The following is a 24,272-nucleotide window of genomic DNA, read 5'->3' on the forward strand; positions in this document are numbered from 1 at the left end:
CGTCGTACTTTCGGCGAGGTGCGGGCGGGTCAGGGGCGTCAGGATCGGGACAAGCGGCGGGCTATGCAGAGGCGATGGCACTCCACTGGCGCCAACGGGACGTAATCCTATTGGAGAGGGCAGTTTGGCGCGTTAGGCGTTCCGAGGCGTGCATCTACTTGGTGAACTAGCCTGCTAGGGCGCTGCGGAGAGTTTGCAGGCTGTCACTAAATGTGTTCGGCATGAGTCGACCATTGGGGCCCGGGCGGCGCCGGACTTGTTGCGACCAGCGTCGATCTGACATTTTCCGGTATTTGCTAGATGTTGTCGATCCTGATGCGTATCATACCTCCATGCTTATGCTTGGTTCCCGCCTTCTGCAAGATCTAAATATCAAAGAAGCGGTTTTAGATGAAGCGACTTGGAAGTCGGATCTAGTGCCAACTCCGCTGGTGAACGATTTTGCGGGCGATCAGCCAGATTTTGTTTCCGACTTTGTTTCGGAGATCGGACAGGCTGGAATCGACTTGTCTCAAATGAGTGAGATATCGGCGAGCAAGTGGCGCTACGGGAGAAGGCCTGTGGCATTACTCCCTTTGGTCGAGCGAGTGCTGTATAGAGCGATGGTTAGTTACCTTGACGCTGATTTAGTGCCGGTCAATAGAACCGCTGATCATTATGATCAATTCCTTAGGGCGCCGCTATTGGATTCAAAGTCACGATTTGTCGTGTCCACTGATTTGGCCAACTTTCACAGCTCCATACCAACTGATCGAATTGCGCAAGAGCTTGTTCAAGTGACAGGGCGTTGGGAGGCAGTTGAATGGCTGAGGCGCTTCTACTTGGGTATCTCGGGTGGTCGCAATGGGATTCCTCACGGTAGCCCGCCAAGTACGCGAATCGCGGAAGTCTATGCAAGTGAGCTTCATCGAAGGCTGCTCCTTCGAGGGTTGAGTGTTTGGCGATATGCCGATGACTTTCGAATTGGTGCTGCCAGTGCAATCGACTGCGTGGTGGCGCTTGATATATTTGACGAAGAGGCCAGGTCGCTAGGGTTATTCGTCAATGAGCGAAAGACATTCTACGTGGGACGCGATCGGTATGAGAGCATAGTCGAAGCTCCAGCCGAACGCCTTCAGGAAATATCTGGCGAAGTGGAAGAGGATTTGACCCTGCTTGGCTACGAGGATGGCACCCTGATCGCCGACACATCTGGCGTGTCTTCGGAAGTGGCAATAAAGATCCTCGAATACTGGAAGCTTGAAAGAAAGGAAGTTGATAGAATCGACGTAGGGAAGGAAATTGAAATAATTAGATTGGTAAAGCTTGCCTTTGATGTGCTGCAGAGCGAAAATGATTCATTTGGGTTGACATTTTGTCACGATGTTCTTCGATGGGAGCCTCAGGTAACGCCTGCGGTTGCTAGTTACATGATATCGCAGGCGCGGCTATATCCCGGAAAAGTGCAAGATGTGATTAGGAGGGCGACCACAAGTTTGCCTTTGACAAAGTGGCAGAATCTTTGGTTGCTACATGTTGTGGCCAAGGGCGAGAATATTCCAAGGGGCTATCCGGATAGCTTTCATGAGTGGCTTATAAGTGAGACTAGGAACTCTCTAGAAATAAACCGATCAGAAGCAGTTTGGGCGCTGGCTCGAAATAGTAATTTGGATATCGACCTTTGGAGCAGCGCGAGCTTGCGGGCGACCAGGTTGGGTTATCCGTACCTTGCGGCCGCCTTTAATGGGATTTTGCCAGCTGCTCCGCGGTCTCTCAGGCCGGCCAGTGCTCTTGATCGGAAGATTGCGGAATGGGTGGAGGGGAATTTCCTGATATGCCCTTTTTGAGTGAAAGTGCAGACCGGGCTACTCGAGAGATAATGCTTGTATCTGCCGAATGGGAGAGAAGTTTCGGCGGCCACCGTGTGGGCGTGGCTTTACAAGGACCGTTGTCAGTTGGAGCGATCTTAAACCTTACACTGGCGTCACTGACGCAAATAAGTCGATGCGTTAGCGCAGTGGAAGTATTCACGTTTGACAGGGTTATGGAATGCATAGATTCGCAGGTAGTGCATGTTGGTAACCCAATCCTTTATTCTCTCTACAAAGATAAGAAGAAGTCAATCGACGGGTCTTGGGATTCAATTAAGAAGGCGGCGGCGAACTGGCTCAACGTTGATTTTGGAAATATAGAAGTTTATAAGAAAATTGAGGGCTGCGTGGAGGTGCGTAACTCAACCTTGCATGCTGCCGGAAAGATTACAAGGAGGCAGAGGGGTAATTTGACTGCTGTAGTAAAAAAGATGAACTCGGTCGGCGTAGAGGTCTCTGGTGATCGCTTAGTGGTGACGGATGGATGTGTTAGAAATTGTGCAATTTATTGCCGCGACTTTGTGAAGGCATTAGATTTCCTGATTAAAGAGTGAGCTTGCAATTGACCAGTCTACTGGAGTAAAATCTCTAATTTATTGAGGTTGCCTTAGGGAAACAGGCGGTTCTATGTCTGTAACTCAGGTCTCCCGCAGCACCGCCAAGATCTCCGCCTGCTCGAAGTGTTCCGCCCATCCCAAAGCCGACGACGAGTACAGCGAATCCTCCACCGAGGGATCCGCCCCCACCTCCAGCAACGCCCGGACCGCGTCGACGTGCCCGCCCTGCACGGCCAGGTGCAGCGCCGTGACGCCCTCGCCGTGGGAAAGCCCGCCGAAGGTGCCCTGGCGGTTCACCGAAGCACCGAGCTCCGCCAAGGTCCTGATCACCGAAGCCTTTCCCTGCGCGGCTGCCCAGGTCAGCGCCGTGCCGCGGTACACGTCGGCGTCCACGTCCGCACCCCTCGCCACCAGGGTCCGCACCGCGTCGGAGCGGTCGTTCCGCGCGGCCCACGAAAGCGCCTCGTCGACGATCTCGGCGGGATCGTCGCTCGGCAGCCATTCCGGGAAACCGCTGTGCGGCCGGTGGAATTCGCGATGCGCGCCCGCCGCGGGGGAGAGTGTGCCGTCCGGCGCGAGCAGTGAATCGAGCAGGTCGGCGCGGCCGAGTCCCGCGGCCACCCGGAGGTTGCCGGGGGAGAGGGCACGTGCGGCCAGCAGTTCCGCCGCCTCGCGATGGCCCCAGAACAGCGCGACCACCAGCGGCGTCCCGCCGTCGCCACGGGCGGGGAGGCCGACCGGGGCGCCCGCGTCGAGCAGCATCGTGACCAGCAGCGGCAGCCCGGCGTACCCGGCCTGGTGCAACGCCGTCCAGCCGTGGACGTTGGCCGAGGCCGGATCGGCGCCGTGGTCGAGCAGGATCCGGCACAGCCGCTCGTCGCAGGTCGCGGCGGCCATGCCGAGCAGGTCGTTCCCGTTCTTCCCGTGCGCGTGGACGAGCGTGGGCAGGTCGCCGATCAGGCGCGCGAGCCCGGCGAGGTCCCGCGCGTCGATCAGTTCCCGTGCCCGTTCGAAAGCGAGTTCAGCCGGTGACGTCACGCTCCCGCACGTTACCCCCGACCCCCGACAGAATCCGCCATTCGGCCAGTGGGATCCGGTCGTCCCCGGTCAGGACCTGGAGGCAGACGTGATCCGCGCCCGCGTCCAGATGTGCTCGCACTCGCGCGTCGATCTCGTCCTCGCCGACAGCGACCAGCGCGTCCACGAGCCGGTCGGAGCCGTAGTCCTCCTCGGTGAACCCGAATCGCCGCAGATTCGCCCGATGGTGGGCGGCCAGGTCCAGGTACATCGACACGTGCCGCCGCGCGATCTCCCGATCCGACCCCACGACGACGGCCTGCTCGACGGCGAGGAAAGCCGAAGGCCCCATGGTCTCCCGCGCCAGCGCGGTGTGCTCGACGGGGACGAAGTACGAATGCGCCCCATCGGTGCGTTCCGCGGCCAAGGCGAGCATCTTCGGCCCCAGTGCGGCGAGCACGCGCCGACGCGGAGAGTCTGGTGTGGACAGTTCGGTCCCGTCCATTTCGTCGAGATAGCCGCGCATCGCCTCCAGCGGTTTCGCGCCCGGCAAGTGCCCGCCCAGCCCGAGGATGAACCGGCCCGGATAGGCCTCGGCGAGGGTCCGTTCGGCGGCGTCCGCGGCGACCGGTGCCCGGTGGGAGAACCGCGCGATGCCGCTGGCAATGGTGAGCCGGGACGTCGCCGCCAGCAGCAGCCCCGCCTGCGTGAACGCCTCCCGCCCCAGATACTCCCCGAACCACAACGTGTCGAAGCCGAGTTCCTCGACTTCCGCGGCCGCCTCGCGGACTTCGCCGATTTCCTTGCCGTCGAACGAGAACGTCCAGACTCCGACGCTCATCGGGTCACCTCCGCCAATGCCGGGGCGAGCCGTTCCAGCTGGTCCACTATGGACGGGAGATCGTCCCCGACCGGATTGACGAGCACGGTGTCCGCGCCGGCGTCGACGAGTTCCTTGATCCGCCCGGCGATCCGCTCTTCGTCGCCCCACGCGGTCAGCCCGTCCACGAGCCGGTCGCTGACGCCGTCGATGTCGGCGTCGGTGTAGCCGAGCCGCTTCCAGCCCTTGAAGTAATGCGGGACGTCGTATCGTTTCATCATTTCGATATCCCTGGTCACGCTCGCCCGCGCCTGCTCGCGATCGCCGAGCAGGACCGAATGGGTGGGAATGAGCAGTTTGTCCTCACCGAGGATTTCGCGGGAGTACGGCGTGTGCTCGAAGGGCTGGGCGAACGGATGCGCGCCGTCCGCCAGTTCCCGTGCGAGTTCGAGCATCTTCGGGCCGACGGCGGCGAGGACGCGAGGGAACGGCACCGGTGAAGGGAATTCCTTCTCCGCCGCGTTCATCGACGCGAGGTAGTCACGGGTCTGTTCGAGCGGCCGGTAGTCCGAGCCGGTCTTCGCCGCCTGATGGCTGTGCCCGATCCCGACGCCGAGCACGAACCGGCCGGGAAAGGCCTGCGCGAGGGTCCGCCCGCCGCTTTGGGCGGTGTACGCGGGCCGGGACCACATGTTGGCGATCCCGGTGCCGACCACCACCCGTTCGGTGGCAGCGAGCGTGATGGCGCTGTACGCGAACAGCTCCCGGTTCCCCGGCCCTTCGCCACCCCACACGGTGCGGTAACCCAGCTCTTCCAGCCGTTGTATCGCCTGCCGTTCCTCGTCGGGTGTCGGCGCGAACATGTCGACCGGTAGCCAGACACCCACCGCTCCCAGCCGGTTCCGCGTTTCTTCGATCAGGTTCATCGCAAGTCTCTCCGCTAACATGAGGCAGCCTCCGCTTACGCCGTCAGACTATACGGAGGCTGCCTCCGATTTGTCGAGACTAGGCTTGGGAGCGCGATGGACACCGAGAAGAAGCCGCTGCGGGCGGACGCCCGGCGCAACTACGAGCGCCTCCTCGAAGAGGCGAGGCGCGCCTTCGCCGCGCACGGCGTCGAGGCGTCATTGGAAGAGATCGCGCGCCGGGCCGGTGTCGGCATCGGCACGCTTTACCGGCACTTCCCGACGCGGGAGGCTCTGGTCGAGACGGTGCTTCGCGAGGGCTACGACGCGCAGGCCTCGGTGGCCCGCGAACTCCTCGACTCCCCGGATCCGGTGGAAGCGCTCAAGGCCTGGTTCGCCGGGATGGGTGAACAGGCGGCGCGCTACCGCGGGCTGCCCGAGCTGATGGTCGACGTCCTCGACGACGAGACCTCGCCGCTGTACGCCTCATGTCACGCGATGCGGGACCAGGTGTCCCACCTAGTGGAAAGGGCGAAGGCCTCGGGTGAGCTCCGGGCCGACGTCACAGTGCACGAGTTGCTGGTGCTGCTGCACGCGCTTTCCTGGGCCAGTGAACACCTTTCGGGTGACAAGGGCCTCGAACGGCTCCTCGACCTCGTTTTCGCCGGATTACGGGCGAGTTAACAATCCCCTGTCACCAGGTCTAAACTGCGGCGCAACCGGGCACAACGGCGTGACCGTCAACAGTGAGTCGCAGGCACAGACCAGATAGTGGGAGCCGTATCGTGACCAAGCCGAACAAGCCCGTCGTCCTCATCGCCGAGAAGCTCGCGCCTTCCGTGCTGAGTGTCTTCTCCGACGAGGTCGAGGTCCAGCATGTGGACGGCACGGACCGCCCCGCGCTGCTCGAAGCCGTGAAGACGGCGGACGCGCTGCTCGTGCGGTCCGCCACCAAGGTCGACGCCGAGGTCCTCGGTGCCACCACCTCGCTCAAGGTCGTCGCCCGCGCCGGCGTCGGACTGGACAACGTCGAGGTCCCCGCCGCCACCGAACGCGGTGTGCTGGTCGTCAACGCGCCGACCTCGAACATCGTCTCCGCCGCCGAGCACGCCGTCGCGCTGCTGCTCGCGGTCGCCCGCCGGGTCCCGGCCGCGGACCAGAGCCTCCAGGGCGGCGCGTGGAAGCGCAGCGCCTACTCCGGCGTCGAGATCCAGGGCAAGACCATCGGTGTGGTCGGCCTCGGCAAGATCGGCCAGCTGTTCGCGCAGCGGCTCGCCGCGTTCGACACCAAGCTCATCGCCTACGACCCCTACGTCTCGGCCGCCCGCGCCGCGCAGCTCGGCATCGAGCTGGTCACGCTGGACGAGCTGCTGGAGCGCGCCGACGCGATCTCCATCCACCTGCCGAAGACCCCCGAGACCAAGGGCCTGATCGGCGCCGAGGCACTCAAGAAGACCAAGCAGGGCGTCATCATCGTCAACGCCGCGCGCGGTGGCCTCATCGACGAGCAGGCGCTGGCGGACGCGGTCAGCTCCGGCCACGTCGGCGGCGCCGGTGTCGACGTGTTCGTCACCGAGCCCACCACCGAGAGCCCGCTGTTCGGCCTGCCGAACGTCGTCGTCACCCCGCACCTCGGCGCGTCGACCGCCGAGGCGCAGGACCGCGCGGGCACCGACGTCGCGAAGTCCGTGCTGCTCGCGCTGCGCGGCGACTTCGTGCCGGACGCGGTGAACGTCGCCGGTGGCGGCACGGTCGGCGAGCACGTGCGGCCGTACCTCTCGCTCACCCAGAAGCTCGGCACCTTGCTGACCGCGCTCAACCCGAAGGCGCCCGCCTCGGTCACCGTCGTGGTCAAGGGCGAACTGTCCAACGAGGACGTCAGCGTGCTGCCGCTCGCGGCCGAACGCGGCGTGTTCTCCGGTGTCGTCGAAGACCAGGTCACCTTCGTGAACGCGCCGCGCGTGGCCGAAGAGCTGGGTGTCCAGGTCGATCTGGTCATCGAGCCGGAAAGCCCCAAGTTCCGCAGCCTGGTCACCCTCCGCGCGGTCCACGCCGACGGCACGACCCTTTCGGTGTCCGGTTCGGTCACCGGCAAGGACGAGGTCGAGAAGCTGGTCGAGGTCAACGGCCGCCACTTCGACCTGCGTGCCGAGGGCAACGTGCTGCTCCTCGAGTACCCGGACCGCCCGGGCATCATGGGCCGCGTCGGCACGCTGCTCGGCGAGGCGGGCCTGAACATCGAGGCCGCGCAGATCAGCCAGACCACCGACGGCGCGGACGCCGTCATGTTGCTGCGGGTGGACCGTTCCGTGGATTCGCACCTGCTGGAGCCGATCGGCGCCACCGTGGGCGCGCACACGATTCGCGCGGTCAACTTCGGCTGACCCCCAAAGCGCGTGAAGGCCCCCTTCCCTCTGATCAGCCGAGGGAAGGGGGCCTTCACGCGTATTCCCGCAATTAGTCGACCAACTGCGATCGTTGTGTGTGCGGGGTTCGCGAGAACGAGAGCAAGATTCAATAACGGTGAAAATTGCCTACTGAAGTCGGGCGGATGGGCCGATAGGTTTTTCCGGCGAGGCCGAACCATCGCGTCGTCAAGGGCACGGCGCGGCGCCGGGGCTCACCGTCGGGGGTGTGTTCGAGAGGCAGGCAGGTTCGAAGTCAAGGCCTCGAGTGAGGGCACGTACTCATGAACAGATCCCGCGTACCCCGATGGGCCATCCGCTCATCGGCCGCGGTCTTCGCCGCACTGCTCGCGACGTCCGTGACCGGGGCGACGGCAGCCGCACAGGATGTCCCGCTCGCGGACGGCGTCACGCCGGCGAAGATCGACCGTAACGGATTCCAGGGGAAGGTCGAGCCGAAGCTCAAGGCCGCACAGGGCCAGATCACCGCCTTCGTCGAGCTGGCCAAGCAGCCCGCCGTCGACGCCTTCAACGCCGAGCAGAACAAGGGCGCAGGCAAGGAAAAGGCGAAGAAGGCCGCGAAGGACGCCAAGGCGGCCGCCGCGGCGACGGTGGACTCCGTCGTCGGGCAGCTCAAGGCCGCCGACGCCGGCACCCAGCTGGTCACCCAGACCTCGAACGCGGTCGCCGGCGCGGTCGTCACCGCCGACGCGGCGAAGATCCGCGAGCTGGCGAAGCGGCCGGACGTCGTCTCGGTCAAGAAGGTGGTGCCGAAGACCCGCACGAACTCCAGCGCGGTCCAGCTGACCAACACGCTCGCGTCGTGGCAGCAGACCGGCCGCTACGGCGACGGCATCCGCGTCGGCGTGATCGACGACGGCATCGACTACACCCACGCCACCTTCGGCGGTCCGGGTACGGCCGAGGCGTACAAGGCGATCAACCGCGACCAGGCCACCCCCGCCTTCCCGACCGACAAGGTCGTCGGCGGTATCGACCTGGTCGGCGACGCCTACGACTCGGGCAGCGACGACCCGGCCCTCAAGACCCCGAAGCCCGACCCCAACCCGATCTCCTGCGGCCACCACGGCACGCACGTCGCGGGCACGGTCGCCGGATTCGGTGTGGACGAAGCGGGCAAGACCTTCACGGGCGACTACAAGAAGCTCAACAAGAAGAAGATCGAAGCGATGCAGATCGGCCCGGGCACCGCGCCCAAGGCCCTGCTGTACGCGATCAAGGTCTTCGGCTGCGACGGCTCGACCAACGTCACCTCGCAGGCACTCGACTGGTCGCTCGACCCGGACGGTGACGGCGACTTCACCGACCACCTCGACGTGGTCAACCTGTCGCTGGGCGGCGACTTCGCCACCCCGGACGACCCGGACTCGCTGTTCGTGCGCAAGATCGCCGCGAACAACGTCGTGCCGGTGTTCTCCGCGGGCAACGGCGGCGACCTCAACGACGTCGGCGGCGCGCCGGGCAACACGCCCGAGGCGCTGACCGTCGCCAGCAGCCGTGACGCGTCCGTCCTGCGCGACGCCGTCGAAGCCGTCGCTCCCGACGGTGTCAAGGGTGCGAAGACCGGGCAGTTCAGCCAGAACTACGCGGCCTACGACACGCTCGACGTCACCGCGCCGGTGGTCACGCTGTCGGCAGGCAACGCCGCCGGCTGCAAGCCGTACTCCGAAGCCGACAAGGCCAAGGCCGCGGGCAAGATCGTGTTCCTCGAATGGGACGACAACGACGCGACCCGCGCCTGCGGTTCCGGCGCCCGTTCGAACAACGCGCAGGCCGCCGGTGCCAAGGGCGCGCTGTTCTCGTCCACGCTGGAGCACTTCTCGGCCGGTATCGCGGGCAACGCGGCCGTGCCGACGTTCCAGCTGACCGGCGGCGCGACCGCCTCGGTCCGCCCGGCGCTGGCCGCCGGCACGCTGCAGGTCCGCATGACCGGCAAGGGCCGCGTGTCCGTGCCGACCACCGACCAGTCCATTGTGGACACCCCGAGCTCGTTCACCTCGCGTGGCGGGCGCGGCCCGGCCGTCAAGCCGGACGTCGCGGCGCCCGGTGACTCGATCTCGTCCGCGCTGAGCGGAAGCGGATCCGGTCGCCTGGTCATCTCCGGGACGTCGATGGCGGCTCCGCACACCTCGGGTATCACCGCCCTGATCCGTCAGGCGCACCCCGACTGGTCGGTCGAGGAGGTCAAGGCCTCGGTCATCAACACCGCCGGCCACGACATCCGCGACGCCGCCGGCCGCACCTACGGCCCGCAGCGCGTCGGCAGCGGCCGGATCGACGCGAAGGCCGCGCTGGACAACCAGGTCCTGGCCTACGTCGTCGACAACCCCGGCTTCGTCTCGGTGAACTTCGGTGTCGTCGAAGCGGGCGGCCCGGTCACGCTGACCAAGACGGTCAAGGTGGTCAACAAGGGCATCAAGCCGGTCGAGTACTCGGTGGGCTACGAAGCCGTGAACTCGCTCCCCGGTGTCGAGTACACAGTGGACAAGCCGACGGTGAAGCTGAGCCCGCGCGGTGTCGCGCTGGTGAAGGTGACCCTGAAGATCGCCGACCCCAAGGCGCTCCGCAAGGTCATGGACCCGACCATGGCGGCCTCGCAGGTCGGGCTCGCCCGGCAGTTCGTGGCGGACGCCTCCGGCCGGATCGCGTTCACCCCGAAGAGCGGCACCACCGTTCCGCTGCGGCTCTCGGTGTACTCCGCGCCGAAGCCCGTCTCGTCCATCAACACCCCGGGCAACGTCAACTTCGGCGCCGGCCAGAACCAGGCCGTGCTGAACCTGACCGGCAAGGGCGTGGACCAGGGCACCGGTCCGCAGCGGTACCGCTCGCTGATCAGCGTGCTCGAGCTGCAGGCGGAATCCCCGCAGCTGCCCGAGTGCGACGGCGACGTCACCACCGACTGCACCCTGAACCAGACCGCCAAGGGCGCCGACCTGCGCTACATCGGCGCGGCGTCCACGGCCCCGCTCGCCAAGGCGCAGGGTGAGCCGGAGAACGCGTTGCTGGCCTTCGGTCTCACCACCTGGAGCGACCTGGCCAACCTGGGCAGCAACACCTCGCCGTTCGTGGACATCGACACCACGGGCGACGGACAGCCGGACTTCGAGACCTATGTCACCAAGGTGACGGCCACGGACGTCCTCGTGGCGGTCACCGTGGCGCTGAAGCCGGGCTTCCCGCAGGTGGACATCCAGCCGATCAACGGCCAGCTCGGCGACGTCGACACGAACGTGTACGACACCAACGTCGTCGTGCTGCCGGTGAGCATCGCGGCACTGGGCATCGACCCGAACGCCGCGTCGCACAAGATCAGCTACACGGTCGGGACCTCCGGGTTCTACGCGGCGCCGGGTGCGGACTCGTCGACGATCGACTACGTCGGCACGCCGCTTTCGTTCGACGCCTTGGCTCCCGCGTACACCGTCCAGGGCGGCGGCGACTCCGCGCTGGGCTACGTCGCGAAGCCGGGCACGGCGCTGGTGGTCAACCGCAACACGGCCGCGCAGGACACCGTGCTGGGCCTGCTGGCGATCGAACACCACAACGCCTCGGGCAACCGGGCGAACGTGGTGAAGATCCAGACGAACGCCGGTGGCGGCAACGCCGACGTCGACCGGCCGGGCAACGGCGGGCGGCACACCGGGCGTCAGCCGATCGGTGTGGGCTGACGCGGTAGTGCGGTGATCCGCGTTCGATGAGGTGAGGGACGCCCTGGCGGCAAGCTTTCCGCCAGGGCGTCCCTTCTCGTATTCACCCTTTCGGCTGTCTCGCTCTGTGGGAGATTCCGGCATAAGGGTGGTGCGGCTACGGCTACCGGGCTACGGCCGGTAACCTTCCGCTGCTGGCGTTTTCTTGCGGATGGGCCATCCGGACTGCCGGTGGCCTGGTCTACGGAGGTGTGTGGATGCGGCTCGCGGTGATCCCAGGAGACGGGATCGGGCCCGAAGTGGTCTCCGAGGCGCTCAAGGTGCTCGGTGAGGTCGTACCGACGGCGGAGATCACGAACTACGACCTCGGCGCCGCCCGGTGGCACTCCACCGGCGAGCTGCTTCCGGAGTCGGTACTCGGTGAACTCCGTCAGCACGACGCGATCCTGCTGGGCGCGGTGGGCGACCCGACGGTGCCGAGCGGCATTCTGGAGCGCGGTCTTCTGCTGCGGCTCCGGTTCGAGCTCGACCACCATGTGAACCTGCGGCCCGCCCGGTTGTACCCGGGCGTGCGCGGCCCACTCGCCGATTCGAGCGAGATCGACATGGTCGTCGTGCGTGAAGGCACCGAAGGCCCGTACGCGGGCAACGGTGGCTTGCTGCGCAAGGACACCGAACACGAGATCGCGACGGAGGTCAGCGTCAACACGGCGTTCGGCGTCCGGCGCGTGGTGACCGACGCGTTCAACCGGGCCGAGGCGCGGCCCCGCAAGCACCTGACGCTCCTGCACAAGACGAACGTGCTGGAGTACGCGGGCTCGCTGTGGTCGCGGATCGTCGAAGAGGTCTCGTTGGAGCACCCGGAGGTGACCGTCGCGTACTCCCATGTGGACGCCGCGACCATCCACCTGGTGACCGACCCGTCCCGCTTCGACGTCGTGGTGACCGACAACCTGTTCGGCGACATCATCACCGACCTCGCGGCGGCGGTGACCGGCGGCATCGGGCTGGCGGCGAGCGGGAACCTCGACATCACCCGGCGGAACCCGAGCATGTTCGAGCCGGTGCACGGCAGCGCCCCGGACATCGCGGGCCAGGGTCTCGCCGACCCGACCGCCGCGGTGCTCTCGGTCGCGCTGCTGCTGGACCACCTGGGACAGAAGGAATCGGCGCGGCGGATCGAGGCATCGGTGGCCTTCGACCTCGCGACCCGCGACCAGGCGTCGCCGGGTGCGACGCACGCGATCGGTGACCGGCTGGCGGCACTGGTGTCGTCGAACGTGCGCCCGGTCACTCAGTAGTTCTCAAGCGCGCTATGAAAGGTCCTTTCCTTGCAAATTTCGCAAGGAAAGGACCTTTCATAGCATTCGGGACCGCTGCGGCCTCCCAGGAAGTGGGAAGTTCTGACCGGCTTGTGGACGCCCCTCGGAGCGTGTGCCATGATGCGTTCGTGACCTCCTGCACCATCATTATCGCCGAGCGCGCCGGATAACAGCTCCACAAGAGCCCCCGGCGCGCAACCTCTCGCACCCATGCGGGAGGTTTTTTTGTTGCCTGAACACGTTTTGCCACCACCATGAGGAGTTCCCCGTGACTCGCACGGAGCCCGCCGATACGCCGCTCGGCGACGCCTTCCACCTCTACGACACGACGTTGCGCGACGGTGCGCAGCGCGAGGGGATCTCCTACTCCGTCACGGACAAGCTGGCGGTGGCGAGGCTGCTCGACGATCTCGGGGTCGGGTTCATCGAAGGCGGATGGCCGGGCGCGCTGCCCAAGGACACGGAATTCTTCGCCCGCGCGGCTTCGGGTGAACTGAAACTCCGCCACGCCGCGCTCGTCGCGTTCGGCGCGACGCGGAAGGCCGGGGCCAAGGCCGAGCAGGATCCGCAGGTGCGGGCCTTGCTCGAGTCGCAGGCGCCGGTGGTCACGCTGGTGGCCAAATCGGACTTACGGCACATCGAGCGGGCACTGCGGGTCGATGTCGACGAAGCATGCGAGATGGTGCGAGACACCGTCGCGTTCCTCGTCGGCGAAGGACGTCGCGTCTTCCTTGACGCGGAACACTTTTTCGACGGCTACGCGTTCTCCCCGGACACCGCTTTGAAGGTGCTCGACGCGGGAGTGAACGCGGGCGCCGACGTCGCCGTGCTGTGCGACACCAACGGCGGCCAGCTGCCGCTCGGCCTCGCGGAAACCGTCCGCGAGGTCAAGGAAAGGACCGGATTCCGGCTCGGAATCCATTGCCAGGACGACACTTCCTGCGCGGTGGCGAATTCCGTCGCCGCCGTGCAGGCCGGCGTGACGCACGTCCAGTGCACCGCCAATGGATACGGCGAACGGGCGGGTAACGCCGATCTGTTCGCCGTGACGGGAAATCTGGTGACCAAGCTCGGTATGGAGGTGCTCCCGACCGGAGGCGCCGCCGAGCTCACCCGGGTCTCCCATGCTCTTGCCGAAATCGCCAACCTCGCCCCCTACACCCACCAGGCGTACGTAGGGGCGTCGGCTTTCGCCCACAAGGCGGGACTGCACGCGAGCGCGATCAAGGTGGATCCGTTGCTGTACAACCACATCGATCCAGCTTCTGTCGGCAATGACATGCGGGTACTGGTCACCGAGATGGCCGGCAGGGCCAGCCTGGAGCTCAAGGGACGTGAGCTCGGGGTCGACCTTGCCGGCCAGCCCGAGGCGCTGACGAGCGCCATCCGCAAGGTGAAGCGCCTCGAATCCGAAGGCTGGTCCTTCGAGGCCGCGGACGCGTCACTGGAACTTTTGCTGCGACGGGAGGTCGACGGCCCGCAGAGCGACGTCCTCGACGAACCGCCGTTCGAGCTCGAGTCGTACCGGGTCGTGCTGGACCACCGGTCCGACGGCGAGGTCGTCTCCGAGGCGACGGTGAAGGTGCACGTCGCGGGGCAGCGCGTGATCGCGACCGCCGAGGGCAACGGTCCCGTGCACGCGCTCGACGCCGCGCTGCGCGAGGCCCTCAGCCCGCATCTGTCCTGGTTGGACAGTGTCGAGCTGGCCGACTACAAGGTGCGGATCCTGCCCGGCCATCCGGGCACCGACGCCGTCACCCGCGTGCTCGTCGAGACCAGCGACGGCGAACGGGAATGGACCACCGTCGGCGTGCACGGCAACATCGTCGAGGCGAGCTGGCTCGCGCTGTGCGACGCGCTCGTCCACAAGTCCCTCAGCGAGGCGCCCGCGCACAGGTCGTAGAGTGGGGGAGTGCGCCTAGCCCGAATTGCTCATCCCGGTGGTGTCGCGTTCGCTTCGATCGAAGGGGACGGCGACGACGCCCAGGTACTGGAAATCGCCGAGCACCCCTTCGGCAACCCCAACTTCACCGGCAAGCGCTGGCCGCTCGCCGACGTCCGGCTGCTCGCGCCGATCCTGCCGTCGAAGGTGATCGCGGTCGGCCGGAACTACGCCAAGCACGCCGCCGAGTTCGGCAACGAGGTCCCGCAGGACCCGATGCTGTTCATCAAGCCGTCGACCACGGTGATCGGCCCCAACGCGCCCATCCGCAGTCCGCGCGGCATCGGCCGCGTCGACTTCGAGGGCGAACTGGCGATCGTCATCGGCCAGCCGGTCAAGAACGTGCCCGCCGCCCGCGCGGCGAGCGCGATCCTCGGCTACACCGTGGCGAACGACGTCAGCGCCCGTGACCTGCAGAAGTCCGACGGCCAGTGGGGCAGGGCGAAGGGGTTCGACACCTTCTGCCCGCTGGGCCCGTGGATCGAGACCTCGCTCGACGCGGCCGACCTCGCGCTCAGGTCCGAGGTGGACGGTGTGCTCAAGCAGGACGGCCGGACCTCTGACCTGGTGCACAAGATCCCCGAGCTGGTCGAGTTCGTGTCCGGCGTGATGACCCTGCTGCCCGGCGACGTCATCCTGACCGGCACGCCCGAGGGCGTCGGCCCGATCGAGGACGGCCAGTCGGTCTCGATCACCATCGAAGGCATCGGCACGCTGACCAACCCGGTGCAGGAGATCTGACCTCAGTGCTATGAAAGGTCCTTTTCCTTGCAAAATTTGCAAGGAAAGGACCTTTCATAGCGTTCGGGACCTAGCCACCGGCCGGCTCCATCGCCCGCCGCGCGAAGGCCGGGGCGTGCTCGGGCCGCAGCCCCAGGCCCAGCAGCCGCGCGGGGACGTAGGACAGCACGGGGAACCGGCTGAACAGCTTCACCATCACCGCGGGCGGACCGTTGCGCCTGCCTGCCATGACCGGCCCCATGACGTTCTTGTGCAACATCCGTTGCAGCCCCTGCACCAGCATCGTGGGCGCGAGACGGCGCCTGCGGACCTTCGCCAGGTCCGCCACCGACGGCCTGCCCCGGCGCAGCGGTCCGGCGAGCAGGGTGGCGGCCGCGACCGCGTCCTGCACCGCGAGGTTGACGCCGACGCCACCGACCGGTGACATCGCGTGCGCCGCGTCACCGATGCACAGCAGCCCGTCGAGGTGCCACTTCCGCAGCAGGTTCATCTTGACGTCGAGGAACTTGACGTCGTCGGTCGTCTTCAGCTCGTCCACGCGGTCGGCCAGCTCGGGAAGGATCGCGGCCACGTTCTCCCGGAACGCTTCGATGCCGTCCTTGCGCAGGTCGCCGCCCTTGGGGCTGAGGTAGGCGATCTGGAAGTAGCCCTTGCGTGGCAGCGGCACGGCGAAGCGTCGGTCCCGCATCTTCGGGGTCAGCACGCCTTCGAGTTCGCCGTCCCGGCGCGAGATCCGGAACCACCACGCGTCGAACGGGATGGCGTAATCCTTCGTCATCAGCCCGGCCTCGCGCCGGGCCAGCGACCAGCGGCCGTCGGCGGCGATCACCAGGTCGGCGCGTAGTTCGCCGGTCTTCCCGTCGGCGTCGCGGTAGCGGACCCCGCTCACCCGGCCCCGTTCCAGGATCAGCCCGGTCATCTCGGTGCTCTGCCGCAGCGTGAACGTGGGCTCCTTCGCGCCGGCGTCGGCGAGCAGGTCCAGGAAGTCCCACTGCGGGACCATCGCGATGTACGGATGCGCCACCTTCAGCCTGGTCAGATCGGCCAAGCGCATCATCGTGCCGTCCTCGGCGGGGAAACCGGCGTAGGAGATCTCGCTGTGCGGCAGGCTGAGGAACTTCTCCCCGAGGCCCAGTTCGTCGAGCAACGTCAACGTCGACGGGTGCACGGTGTCGCCGCGGAAATCCCTCAGGAAGTCCTTGTGCTTCTCCAGCACTGTGACCTCGACCCCGGCCCTGGCCAGCAGCAATCCGGCGACCATGCCCGCGGGGCCACCGCCGACGACCACGCAGTTCGTGCGTTCGCTCATCCGTCCCACCCCTTCGAAACCCTTATTCATCACTTGTTGAATAAGCTCAGCATGCACCCGTCCGACGGGCGCGTCAAGCGCCATCCGAGCGGATGCCCTGTTCGGCCTATGGCCTGCGTCTCACCGGTTCGCGCGAGCTTCCCGGTCGCGGGCAATGATTGTCCAAAAAGGACTCACAAGGTCGCATGACAGTCCTGGAAGGACGGCGATCGCGCGAATGCCCTTGTGGACGGTCCGCGTCTCAAGCGGTGTAAGGATTTCGTTGTCGTCACAGGGTGTGCGCGGCGCGAATCGGACGGGAGCACGGATCTCGGCAATTCACCCGGCCGCCCGCGTTACTCGTTGTCCGGTAACTAAAACACGACATCTCACCAACTGGGAGTAGAGTGCCCGCGCCGGAACAGACCAGCCTTAATCACCTCATCGGCAGAGTCGCGATCGCGTTGAGTGCCCTAGCCTCACTTGGTGGATTTCGCTCTCGTGCCCCGGACCCCGTCACGAACCACGCCGGACGCTCCGGAGGGAGCCCCGTGGGAGCCCCCGGAGTTACGGTTGGTGTGCCTCGACATCGATGACACGCTGATCGACTGCACGGCGGCGATCCGCCTCAGCCTCCGCGCGCTCACCGGCCAAAACGATCTCTGGCCACTGTGGGATCTCATCACCGAAGAGCACGTCGCGCTGGTGGTCGCGGGCGAAATCGATTACGCGACCATGCATCACAAGCGTACTGAATGTTTCCTCGCCGAGATCGGCATTTTGGCCGACGAAGACCAGGTCAAAGGCTTCGAAAGACGTCGCCGTGAAATTCTCACCCGTTCGTGGCAATTGTTCGAAGATGTCCTCCCATGCCTGGAATGGCTGCGGGCCGCCGGTGTCCTCGTCGCGGCCGTCACGAACGCCTCGGGCACGCATCAGCGCAAGAAGATCGCCGACCTCGGACTCGCCCGGTTCTTCGACCACGTGGCCATCGCCGGTGAACTCGGAGTAGCCAAACCGGACCCGGCGATGTTCCACTCGGTCTGCCTCGGCCTCGGCTGCGACCCGGCGCAGGCCGTCCACGTCGGCGACAAGCTCGACACCGACGCCATCGGCGCACGCGACGCCGGACTGGGCGCCGTCTGGCTCGATCGGGACGGCATCGCCGAGCGCGCCCCGGCGGGCGTGCACACCATCTCCGGCCTCGACGAGCTGCCTGAGCTGCTCGTTTCCGAGTTCGCCAAGCTCGGCGTCCCGGCCCAGCGGGCTACGGAGACCCCCGCTTTCACGGTGCGGAACAGCGTGCTCTAGTATTCTTTCTCGTGCGGCACCGAGCCGGTCAAGGCCGGAACGGTACCTCACTGGGGTATGGTGTAATTGGCAGCACGACTGGTTCTGGTCCAGTTAGTCTAGGTTCGAGTCCTGGTACCCCAGCTGGAGAACTCTCCGGAGTGAAACACAGAGTGACCCCCCTGCGAAGGAGGGAAACCCGGTCTGGTAAGTTTCTCCGCAGCAACACAGCAGGTGAACAACTGAAAATCTCCTCCTGGAGGAGAAAGATCCTAGCCCCCGTCGTCTAGCGGCCTAGGACGCCGGCCTCTCACGCCGGTAGCGTGGGTTCGAATCCCATCGGGGGTACGTACAGCTACCACGCAAAGAGCGCCGATCATTCTGATCGGCGCTTTTTGCTGTTTCGGGAGCTGACATCGCGTTGGTGATCCTTTCTGCTGCTTCGGCTATTGCGGTCACTTGATCTGCTGGCAGTTTAACTTTGATCGTCACGACGTCGCCGAGGCCGTTCAACTGCACGGTGAGCTGCGTCACCTCGAACAGTGCCTGAAGCAGGGGGTGCGGCGCCCTGGCCAACTTGACCCGCAAGTAGGGAACCGCGTCCAGCAGGCTCAGGTCCGAGGGCGTGTGCGGTGCGGGAGTCTCGATGTCTTGGGCGTCCAGCTGAGCCAGTTCAGCTTGAACGGTGTTCTTGTTCGCCGCCAGCTCGTTGTAGCTCTGTCTCGGTGCCTTTGCGAAGGGGCCGTCGGGTGCGTCGTCTTGTGCTTGGCGGAGCAGTGCTTCTTGCTTGCGCGGCGTTGCCGTCCACAGTGGTCAGGTCTGCTTCCAGAATGGACGTACGGTCAGGTCCGAAGATGCGATCGGAGAGGAAGCGTCCGACGGCGTCCAGGCGCTGTGGACGACCCGTCCGTGGACCAGTACGTGCGTTCGGCTTGCGGGTGCGGATTGATGGTCCCGCCGGCTCGTGAACCACGTCTGGATCCCTACGCCGCCGATGGTGGCCTGCCCGCCGAGGATCGTGTTTCCGGCCAGTGGAGTGCCGGTTTCGCCTTTCGCGGGTGCGGTCCCGACACGCTGATAGCTGCGACGGTTAAGGGGTGTGTCAGGTGGCCCGCGGCGTGGCTGTGGGCGACGGAGAACGATCCCTGTGGCGGGCTGGGCGGTGCCATCACCCAACGCGGCGCTCGCCATACGAGTCCGCGATGAGCAGTGATCCGAGAGACGCGACGGCCAGCACGACACCACGGGCGGCATGCACCGCTGTGGGAAGTCCGACGGCTGCGGTCACTGGCGCAGTTCAGGCGCTCGGCCGGAGCCACAGTCCCGTCTTGAGCAGCAGTCTTCTTCGTCGAGTGCGGTCCGGTACTCGTCCATGTTCGTGGGAAATGGCCTGAGGACCTGCGCGGTCTAGACGTTGTTCGCTGCCGGCGCACGACCACCGCAGCCGATCCTTGTTGGGGGACAAGGACAACAGCTTCTTTGCATACCCTACGGGGGTAATGTTAGTGTGGCGGCGTGGCGGCGAAGAGGTCGCCGTGAAACGAGTTGTCGAACCGAAGGGTGAGAGCTGATGAACACCACCGTGTACGCGGTCAAGGGCATGACCTGCTCGGGTTGCATGACCAAGGTGACGACGGCGGTGAACGGTGTCGCCGGGGTCGATGAGGTGGACGCGGACGTCGCGACCGGCGAAGTGACTGTCGTGAGCGAGGGGCCGGTCGACGCGCAGCTGGTCCGAGCCGCGGTCAAGGAGGCGGGCTACGAGGTGGTCGGCTGACGTCGATGGCCGAGGAGACCGGAACTGAACCGGCTGTCGTCATCAAGGTCGTGAACAACGGGCCGTATCAGGTGAAAGGGCCCGTCCGGCTGGTCGACCACGACGGCGAGGAATACGAACTGACCGGACGTACGCAATTGCTGTGCCGGTGCGGGAATTCCGCGAAGAAACCGTTCTGTGACGGCGCCCATGTCCGGACCGGGTTCACGGCGACCAGGGCGGAATGAGAAGCGGGCGGGTGACGTGAGGTCACCCGCCCGCTCGTTGTGCTGAAGGAGTCAGGAGCGAACCAGGCGTGCGATCGCTTCAGAGGCTTCGCGGATCTTCCTGTCCGCCTCGGCGCCGCCTTTCGCGGCGGCTTCCATGACGCAGCCGGCCATGTGTCGCTCGAGGAGTTCGAGGGAGAACGACTGCAGGGCCCGGGTGGCCGCGGAGACCTGGGTGAGGACATCGATGCAGTATTTGTCCTCTTCGACCATTTTCTGCAGTCCGCGGATCTGCCCCTCGACGCGTCGTAGGCGTTTGAGCTGGCGCTCCTTGTCCTCGCCGTGATCGGCCACGCTCACTCCTCGAGTCGGGATTCCGCGTACGTCCCAATCATGCCCGGTCGGGAGTCGCTCGCGCAGGCGGGTTTCGAGGATTCAGCGAGGCGGATGCGGCCGAAGCCGGCGTGGCATACGTCACGGGGGTATGCCGGTTGCCCTACCCCCCTAGGGTATGTAGAGTCGGTTTCAGGAGGTCGAGAGATGCACGGATACACGCAAGGCAAAGACGAATACCTGACCCGGCTACGGCGGATCGAGGGTCAGATCCGGGGCCTGCAGCGGATGGTCGAGGAGGACAAGTACTGCATCGACATCCTCACGCAGGTGTCCGCGGCCACGAAGGCGTTGCAGTCGGTGTCGCTGGGGTTGATGGACGAGCACCTCCGGCACTGTGTGTCCGACGCCATCGCCAAGGGCGGCGCCGAGGCCGACGAGAAGATCCAGGAGGCGAGCGACGTCATCGCCCGCCTCGTCCGTTCCTGATATCCCGCAAGGAGAACCACGATGAGCGAGACCATCTACACCGTCACCGGCATGACCTGCGGCCACTGCGTCAGCTCGGTCACCGAAGAGGTCGGGAAGATCAGCGGCGTCACGGATGTCCGGGTGGATCTGCCGACCGGTGCGGTGACCGTCGTCAGCGCGGAGGAGCCCTCGGTCGCGGATGTGCGTGCGGCCGTCGAAGAAGCCGGATATGAGCTGACCGCCTGATTCGCGGTCCGGCTCCCGATCGCGGGGACCACCCCGCACTAAGGACTTCACGATGAACACAGTTGCGAAGCTCTCCGCCTACGGTGTGGCGCTTGCCCTGGTCGCCGGTGGCGGCTGGGCCGCAGGCACCGCTGTCGGTCCTTTCGCCGGTGCTGCCGGCCTTCCCGGTGGCGAGGACGCCGGGCATGGGGACGCTCACAGCGGCACCGTCGCGGAGGCGGCGCCGACCGACGAGCCCGGCGGGCTCGCGTCGTCCAGGGGCGGCTACACCCTCACGCCCACCAGCACGACGCTCACGCCGGGGACCGACCAGCGCTTCTCCTTCAAGGTTCTCGGACCCGACGGCAAGCCGGTCACCGGCTACGACGTCGAGCACGAGAAGCGGATGCATCTCATCGTCGTCCGCCGCGACACGGCGGGCTTCCAGCACATCCATCCCGAACTGGGCGCGGACGGCCTCTGGACGGTGCCGCTCGCGCTGCCGCAGGCGGGTTCGTACCGCGTCTTCGCGGACTTCAAGCCGACCGGCGGAAGCGCCACGACCTTGGGCGTCGACGTCGCCGCGGCGGGGGAGTTCAAACCCGTCGAGCACCAGCCGTCACGCGTCGCGGACGTCGATGGTTACCAGGTCCGCCTGGACGGGGACCTGACCCCGGGCCGGTCGTCGAAGGTCACCCTGACGGTGACGAAGGACGGCCGCGAGGTGACCGATCTCCAGCCGTACCTGGGCGCTTACGGGCATCTGGTGGCGTTGCGCGGCGGTGACCTCGCGTATCTGCATGTCCATCCGGACGGTGAGCCCGGTGACGGCCGTACGAAGCCCGGTCCCGCGGTGACCTTCTTCGCCGAAGTCCCGTCGAACGGCACTTACCGGCTGTTCCTGGACTTCCAGCATCAGGGCAAGGTCCGCACGGCCGAGTTCACCGTCGCCACCGCGGGCACCCCTGCCCCGGCCCCTTCGGCCACCCCAAACCAGACCTCACCTCCGGCGGCCGATGACGGCCACGGCGGACACGGCTGACCGCGAGCCGGAAAGGAGTGACCACGATGACTTCCGATCTGGACCAGGCCACCACGGCCGAGGTCGAACTCGCGATCACCGGGATGACCTGCGCGTCGTGCGCGATGCGCATCGAGAAGAAGCTGAACAAGCTGGACGGCGTCACCGCCACGGTCAATTACGCCACGGAGAAGGCGAAGGTCACCTTCCCGGTCGACGTCGAGCCGCAGAAGTTGATCGAGCAGGTGGAAGCGGCCGGGTACACCGCCGCCCTGCCCGCTCCGCCGAAGCAGGAACAGCCGGACGGGCCCGTCGAGGAGGCCGATCCGATCGCGCCGTTGCGGCAGCGGCTGATCGGTTCGGCGGTGCTGTCGGTGCCGGTGATCCTGCTGGCGATGGTGCCCGCGTTCCAGTTCACCTACTGGCAGTGGATTTCGCTGACGCTCGCGGCGCCGGTGCTGGTGTGGGCGGCGTGGCCGTTCCACAAGGCGGCGTGGGCGAATCTGCGCCACGGGGCGGCGACCATGGACACGCTGATCTCGATGGGCACGCTGGCGGCGTTCCTGTGGTCGTTGTACGCGTTGCTGTTCGGCAGCGCGGGAACGCCGGGGATGACGCACGCCTTCGAGCTGACCGTGGAGCGGATGGCCGGGGACGGCAACATCTACCTCGAGGTCGCCGCCGGGGTGACGACGTTCATCCTCGCCGGGCGGTACTTCGAGGCGCGGTCCAAGCGCCGGGCCGGTGCCGCACTGCGGGCGTTGCTGGAACTAGGTGCGAAGGACGTCGCCGTTCTCCGCAACGGCAAGGAAGAACGCATCCCGGTCGACCAGCTCGCCGTCGGCGACCAGTTCGTCGAGCGGGAGGGGGAGAAGATCGCCACCGACGGCGTGATCACCGAAGGCAGCTCCGCCGTCGACGCGAGCATGCTGACCGGCGAAAGCGTCCCCGTCGAGGTCGGGCCCGGCGACGCCGTGGTCGGCGCGACGGTCAACGCGGGCGGCAGGCTCGTCGTCCGGGCGACCCGCGTCGGCGCCGACACGCAGCTGGCGCAGATGGCGAAGCTGGTGGAGGACGCACAGACCGGGAAGGCGCAGGTCCAACGGCTGGCCGACCGGGTGTCGGGTGTGTTCGTGCCGATCGTGATCGCGCTCGCCGCCGGCACGCTGATGTTCTGGCTCGGGGCCGGTGGTTCGGTCGCGGCGGCGTTCACCGCGGCGGTCGCCGTGCTGATCATCGCCTGCCCGTGCGCGCTCGGTCTCGCGACGCCGACCGCGTTGCTGGTCGGCACCGGCCGGGGCGCGCAGCTCGGGATCCTGATCAAGGGCCCGGAAGTGCTGGAATCCACCCGCGCGGTCGACACGGTCGTCCTCGACAAGACCGGCACGGTCACCACCGGACGGATGGCGCTGGTCGAGGTCCACGTCGCCGACGGCGTCGACGCCGACGAGGCGCTGAGGCTCGCGGGTGCGCTGGAGAACGCTTCCGAACACCCGATCGCCCAAGCCATCGTGGCCGGCGCGCGGGACCGGGTCGGTGAACTCCCGGCCGTCGAGGACTTCACCAACGTCGAAGGCCTTGGTGTGCAAGGGATCGTCGACGGCAAGGCGGTACTGGCCGGACGCAGCTCGCTGCTGGAGGACTGGGCACACCACCTGCCGGAGGCTCTCGCGGAGGCGAAGGCGTCCGAGGAGAAGGACGGCCGGACCGCGATCGTGGTCGGCTGGGACGGCGCGGCACGCGCGGTCCTGGTGGTGGCGGACACGGTGAAGCCGACCTCTGCCGAGGCCATCACGCAGTTGCGGGCGCTCGGGCTGACGCCGGTCCTGCTGACCGGGGACAACGAGGCCGTGGCGCGCGCGGTGGCGGCGGAGGTGGGGATCACCGAGGTGATCGCGGAGGTCCTGCCCAAGGACAAGGTCGACGTGGTCAAACGGCTCCAGGCCGAGGGCAAGGTGGTCGCGATGGCGGGCGACGGCGTCAACGACGCGGCCGCGCTGGCACAGGCCGACCTCGGCCTGGCCATGGGCACCGGCACCGATGTCGCCATCGAGGCATCGGACATCACCCTCGTCCGCGGTGACCTGCGGGCGGCGGTGGACGCGATCCGGCTCTCCCGGCGGACCCTGCGCACCATCAAGGGCAACCTGTTCTGGGCCTTCGCCTACAACGTCGCGGCGCTGCCACTGGCCGCGGCAGGGCTGCTCAACCCGATGATCGCCGGCGCCGCGATGGCGTTCAGCTCGGTCTTCGTGGTCACGAACAGCCTGCGGCTCAAGGGATTCCGCAGCACAGCCGGCTGACATCCGGTTCAGCGTTCTACTGAGGGATAAGTCGAACGTGCGGGGGGCCAGTGTCGCTCCTGCGCAGGCGTTCTCCTGGTAGTGAGGGCCTCCTTGCCTACTCTGAGGGTAGTGAAGGAGGCTTTCGCTAC

Annotated in this window: 20 protein-coding genes and 2 tRNA genes; 17 read left to right on the forward strand and 5 right to left on the reverse strand. The window is 66.3% G+C overall.

From position 1 onward, the window contains the following. Positions 1–332 precede the first annotated feature (332 nt). Entirely contained in the window at positions 333–1,826 is a 1,494-nt protein-coding gene (locus tag DMH03_RS14290) for a reverse transcriptase domain-containing protein (protein ID WP_158633084.1), read from the forward strand. After that, positions 1,790–2,404, forward strand: coding sequence for a hypothetical protein (locus tag DMH03_RS14295; RefSeq protein WP_125792450.1), 615 nt, complete (start codon positions 1,790–1,792; stop codon positions 2,402–2,404). Before DMH03_RS14290 ends, DMH03_RS14295 begins: the two co-directional genes overlap by 37 nt. 84 nt (positions 2,405–2,488) lie before the next feature. Here the strand turns inward: DMH03_RS14295 and DMH03_RS14300 are convergent, their stop codons facing one another. From DMH03_RS14300 to DMH03_RS14310, 3 genes are read right to left on the reverse strand one after another with little or no spacing between them, the layout of a single operon-like run. Next, positions 2,489–3,445 carry an ankyrin repeat domain-containing protein gene (locus DMH03_RS14300; protein WP_125792451.1) on the reverse strand — a complete coding sequence of 319 codons (957 nt, stop codon included), beginning with the start codon at positions 3,443–3,445 and terminating at the stop codon, positions 2,489–2,491. After that, on the reverse strand, positions 3,429–4,265 hold the full coding sequence (locus DMH03_RS14305; protein WP_125792452.1) for a TIGR03620 family F420-dependent LLM class oxidoreductase: 837 nt from the start codon (positions 4,263–4,265) through the stop codon (positions 3,429–3,431). The genes DMH03_RS14300 and DMH03_RS14305 overlap by 17 nt, the downstream gene beginning before the upstream one ends. Further along, on the reverse strand, positions 4,262–5,170 hold the full coding sequence (locus DMH03_RS14310; RefSeq protein WP_125792453.1) for a TIGR03620 family F420-dependent LLM class oxidoreductase: 909 nt from the start codon (positions 5,168–5,170) through the stop codon (positions 4,262–4,264). Before DMH03_RS14310 ends, DMH03_RS14305 begins: the two co-directional genes overlap by 4 nt. A 96-nt stretch (positions 5,171–5,266) precedes the next feature. Between DMH03_RS14310 and DMH03_RS14315 the strand changes: the two genes are divergently transcribed. The 6 genes from DMH03_RS14315 (at position 5,267) to DMH03_RS14340 (ending at position 15,227) form a co-directional block, all read left to right on the forward strand. Further along, a complete protein-coding gene (locus DMH03_RS14315; protein WP_125792454.1) occupies positions 5,267–5,833 on the forward strand; it encodes a TetR/AcrR family transcriptional regulator in 567 nt (188 codons plus the stop codon). A gap of 101 nt (positions 5,834–5,934) precedes the next feature. Continuing rightward, a complete protein-coding gene (gene serA / locus DMH03_RS14320; RefSeq protein ID WP_125792455.1) occupies positions 5,935–7,533 on the forward strand; it encodes a phosphoglycerate dehydrogenase in 1,599 nt (532 codons plus the stop codon). 305 nt (positions 7,534–7,838) lie between these two features. Next, on the forward strand, positions 7,839–11,243 hold the full coding sequence (locus DMH03_RS14325) for a S8 family serine peptidase (protein WP_125792456.1): 3,405 nt from the start codon (positions 7,839–7,841) through the stop codon (positions 11,241–11,243). A gap of 236 nt (positions 11,244–11,479) precedes the next feature. Further along, positions 11,480–12,523: a 3-isopropylmalate dehydrogenase gene (locus DMH03_RS14330; RefSeq protein ID WP_125792457.1), complete on the forward strand. Its 1,044-nt coding sequence runs from the start codon at positions 11,480–11,482 to the stop codon at positions 12,521–12,523. A 289-nt stretch (positions 12,524–12,812) separates the two neighbouring features. Beyond that, positions 12,813–14,447 carry a citramalate synthase gene (gene cimA / locus DMH03_RS14335; RefSeq protein WP_125792458.1) on the forward strand — a complete coding sequence of 545 codons (1,635 nt, stop codon included), beginning with the start codon at positions 12,813–12,815 and terminating at the stop codon, positions 14,445–14,447. Positions 14,448–14,456: 9 nt separating this feature from the next. Continuing rightward, a complete protein-coding gene (locus tag DMH03_RS14340) occupies positions 14,457–15,227 on the forward strand; it encodes a fumarylacetoacetate hydrolase family protein (protein WP_125786767.1) in 771 nt (256 codons plus the stop codon). A gap of 70 nt (positions 15,228–15,297) precedes the next feature. On the opposite strand, the gene DMH03_RS14345 is transcribed toward DMH03_RS14340, so the two are convergent. Further along, positions 15,298–16,536 (reverse strand): FAD-dependent oxidoreductase, encoded by a 1,239-nt coding sequence (locus DMH03_RS14345; protein ID WP_199748864.1) that lies wholly within the window; start codon positions 16,534–16,536, stop codon positions 15,298–15,300. Positions 16,537–17,091: 555 nt separating this feature from the next. Between DMH03_RS14345 and DMH03_RS14350 the strand changes: the two genes are divergently transcribed. The 5 genes from DMH03_RS14350 to DMH03_RS14370 all read left to right on the forward strand — a co-directional run bounded on the left by DMH03_RS14350 (position 17,092) and on the right by DMH03_RS14370 (position 19,809). Next, the gene (locus DMH03_RS14350) at positions 17,092–17,826 is read left to right on the forward strand and encodes an HAD family hydrolase (RefSeq protein ID WP_199748901.1); all 735 of its coding nucleotides are present in this window, start codon (positions 17,092–17,094) and stop codon (positions 17,824–17,826) included. A 51-nt stretch (positions 17,827–17,877) separates the two neighbouring features. After that, positions 17,878–17,949, forward strand: a tRNA-Gln gene (locus tag DMH03_RS14355). Positions 17,950–18,080: 131 nt separating this feature from the next. Continuing rightward, positions 18,081–18,153 (forward strand) — tRNA-Glu (locus DMH03_RS14360). Positions 18,154–19,375: 1,222 nt separating this feature from the next. After that, positions 19,376–19,582, forward strand: coding sequence for a heavy-metal-associated domain-containing protein (locus DMH03_RS14365; RefSeq protein WP_125792460.1), 207 nt, complete (start codon positions 19,376–19,378; stop codon positions 19,580–19,582). 5 nt (positions 19,583–19,587) lie between these two features. Further along, the gene (locus DMH03_RS14370; RefSeq protein ID WP_125792461.1) at positions 19,588–19,809 is read left to right on the forward strand and encodes a CDGSH iron-sulfur domain-containing protein; all 222 of its coding nucleotides are present in this window, start codon (positions 19,588–19,590) and stop codon (positions 19,807–19,809) included. A gap of 51 nt (positions 19,810–19,860) precedes the next feature. Here the strand turns inward: DMH03_RS14370 and DMH03_RS14375 are convergent, their stop codons facing one another. Next, positions 19,861–20,142: a metal-sensitive transcriptional regulator gene (locus DMH03_RS14375; RefSeq protein ID WP_125792462.1), complete on the reverse strand. Its 282-nt coding sequence runs from the start codon at positions 20,140–20,142 to the stop codon at positions 19,861–19,863. Between the two features lie 186 nt (positions 20,143–20,328). Between DMH03_RS14375 and DMH03_RS14380 the strand changes: the two genes are divergently transcribed. The 4 genes from DMH03_RS14380 to DMH03_RS14395 are packed head-to-tail and all read left to right on the forward strand — an operon-like array spanning position 20,329 to position 24,141. After that, complete coding sequence (locus DMH03_RS14380) at positions 20,329–20,610, forward strand: metal-sensitive transcriptional regulator (RefSeq protein ID WP_125792463.1); 282 nt, start codon at positions 20,329–20,331, stop codon at positions 20,608–20,610. Between the two features lie 21 nt (positions 20,611–20,631). Continuing rightward, on the forward strand, positions 20,632–20,838 hold the full coding sequence (locus DMH03_RS14385) for a heavy-metal-associated domain-containing protein (protein WP_125792464.1): 207 nt from the start codon (positions 20,632–20,634) through the stop codon (positions 20,836–20,838). Between the two features lie 52 nt (positions 20,839–20,890). Further along, a complete protein-coding gene (locus DMH03_RS14390; protein WP_125792465.1) occupies positions 20,891–21,859 on the forward strand; it encodes a hypothetical protein in 969 nt (322 codons plus the stop codon). A gap of 26 nt (positions 21,860–21,885) precedes the next feature. Further along, positions 21,886–24,141, forward strand: a complete 2,256-nt coding sequence (locus DMH03_RS14395; protein WP_125792466.1) for a cation-translocating P-type ATPase — start codon at positions 21,886–21,888, stop codon at positions 24,139–24,141. Positions 24,142–24,272 lie beyond the last annotated feature (131 nt).

Source organism: Amycolatopsis sp. WAC 01376 (assembly GCF_003947415.1).
In the GTDB taxonomy this organism is placed as follows: Bacteria; Actinomycetota; Actinomycetes; order Mycobacteriales; family Pseudonocardiaceae; genus Amycolatopsis.

Excerpts from the sequence above, each read along its gene's own strand:
- DMH03_RS14290 (WP_158633084.1), top strand. The coding sequence starts at position 333 with ATGCTTATGCTTGGTTCCCGCCTTCTGCAAGATCTAAATATCAAAGAA.
- DMH03_RS14295 (WP_125792450.1), top strand. The coding sequence starts at position 1,790 with ATGGGTGGAGGGGAATTTCCTGATATGCCCTTTTTGAGTGAAAGTGCA.
- DMH03_RS14305 (WP_125792452.1), bottom strand. The coding sequence starts at position 4,265 with ATGAGCGTCGGAGTCTGGACGTTCTCGTTCGACGGCAAGGAAATCGGC.
- DMH03_RS14310 (WP_125792453.1), bottom strand. The coding sequence starts at position 5,170 with ATGAACCTGATCGAAGAAACGCGGAACCGGCTGGGAGCGGTGGGTGTC.
- DMH03_RS14315 (WP_125792454.1), top strand. The coding sequence starts at position 5,267 with ATGGACACCGAGAAGAAGCCGCTGCGGGCGGACGCCCGGCGCAACTAC.
- DMH03_RS14325 (WP_125792456.1), top strand. The coding sequence starts at position 7,839 with ATGAACAGATCCCGCGTACCCCGATGGGCCATCCGCTCATCGGCCGCG.
- DMH03_RS14330 (WP_125792457.1), top strand. The coding sequence starts at position 11,480 with ATGCGGCTCGCGGTGATCCCAGGAGACGGGATCGGGCCCGAAGTGGTC.
- DMH03_RS14345 (WP_199748864.1), bottom strand. The coding sequence starts at position 16,536 with ATGAGCGAACGCACGAACTGCGTGGTCGTCGGCGGTGGCCCCGCGGGC.
- DMH03_RS14365 (WP_125792460.1), top strand. The coding sequence starts at position 19,376 with ATGAACACCACCGTGTACGCGGTCAAGGGCATGACCTGCTCGGGTTGC.
- DMH03_RS14370 (WP_125792461.1), top strand. The coding sequence starts at position 19,588 with ATGGCCGAGGAGACCGGAACTGAACCGGCTGTCGTCATCAAGGTCGTG.
- DMH03_RS14380 (WP_125792463.1), top strand. The coding sequence starts at position 20,329 with ATGCACGGATACACGCAAGGCAAAGACGAATACCTGACCCGGCTACGG.
- DMH03_RS14385 (WP_125792464.1), top strand. The coding sequence starts at position 20,632 with ATGAGCGAGACCATCTACACCGTCACCGGCATGACCTGCGGCCACTGC.
- DMH03_RS14390 (WP_125792465.1), top strand. The coding sequence starts at position 20,891 with ATGAACACAGTTGCGAAGCTCTCCGCCTACGGTGTGGCGCTTGCCCTG.
- DMH03_RS14395 (WP_125792466.1), top strand. The coding sequence starts at position 21,886 with ATGACTTCCGATCTGGACCAGGCCACCACGGCCGAGGTCGAACTCGCG.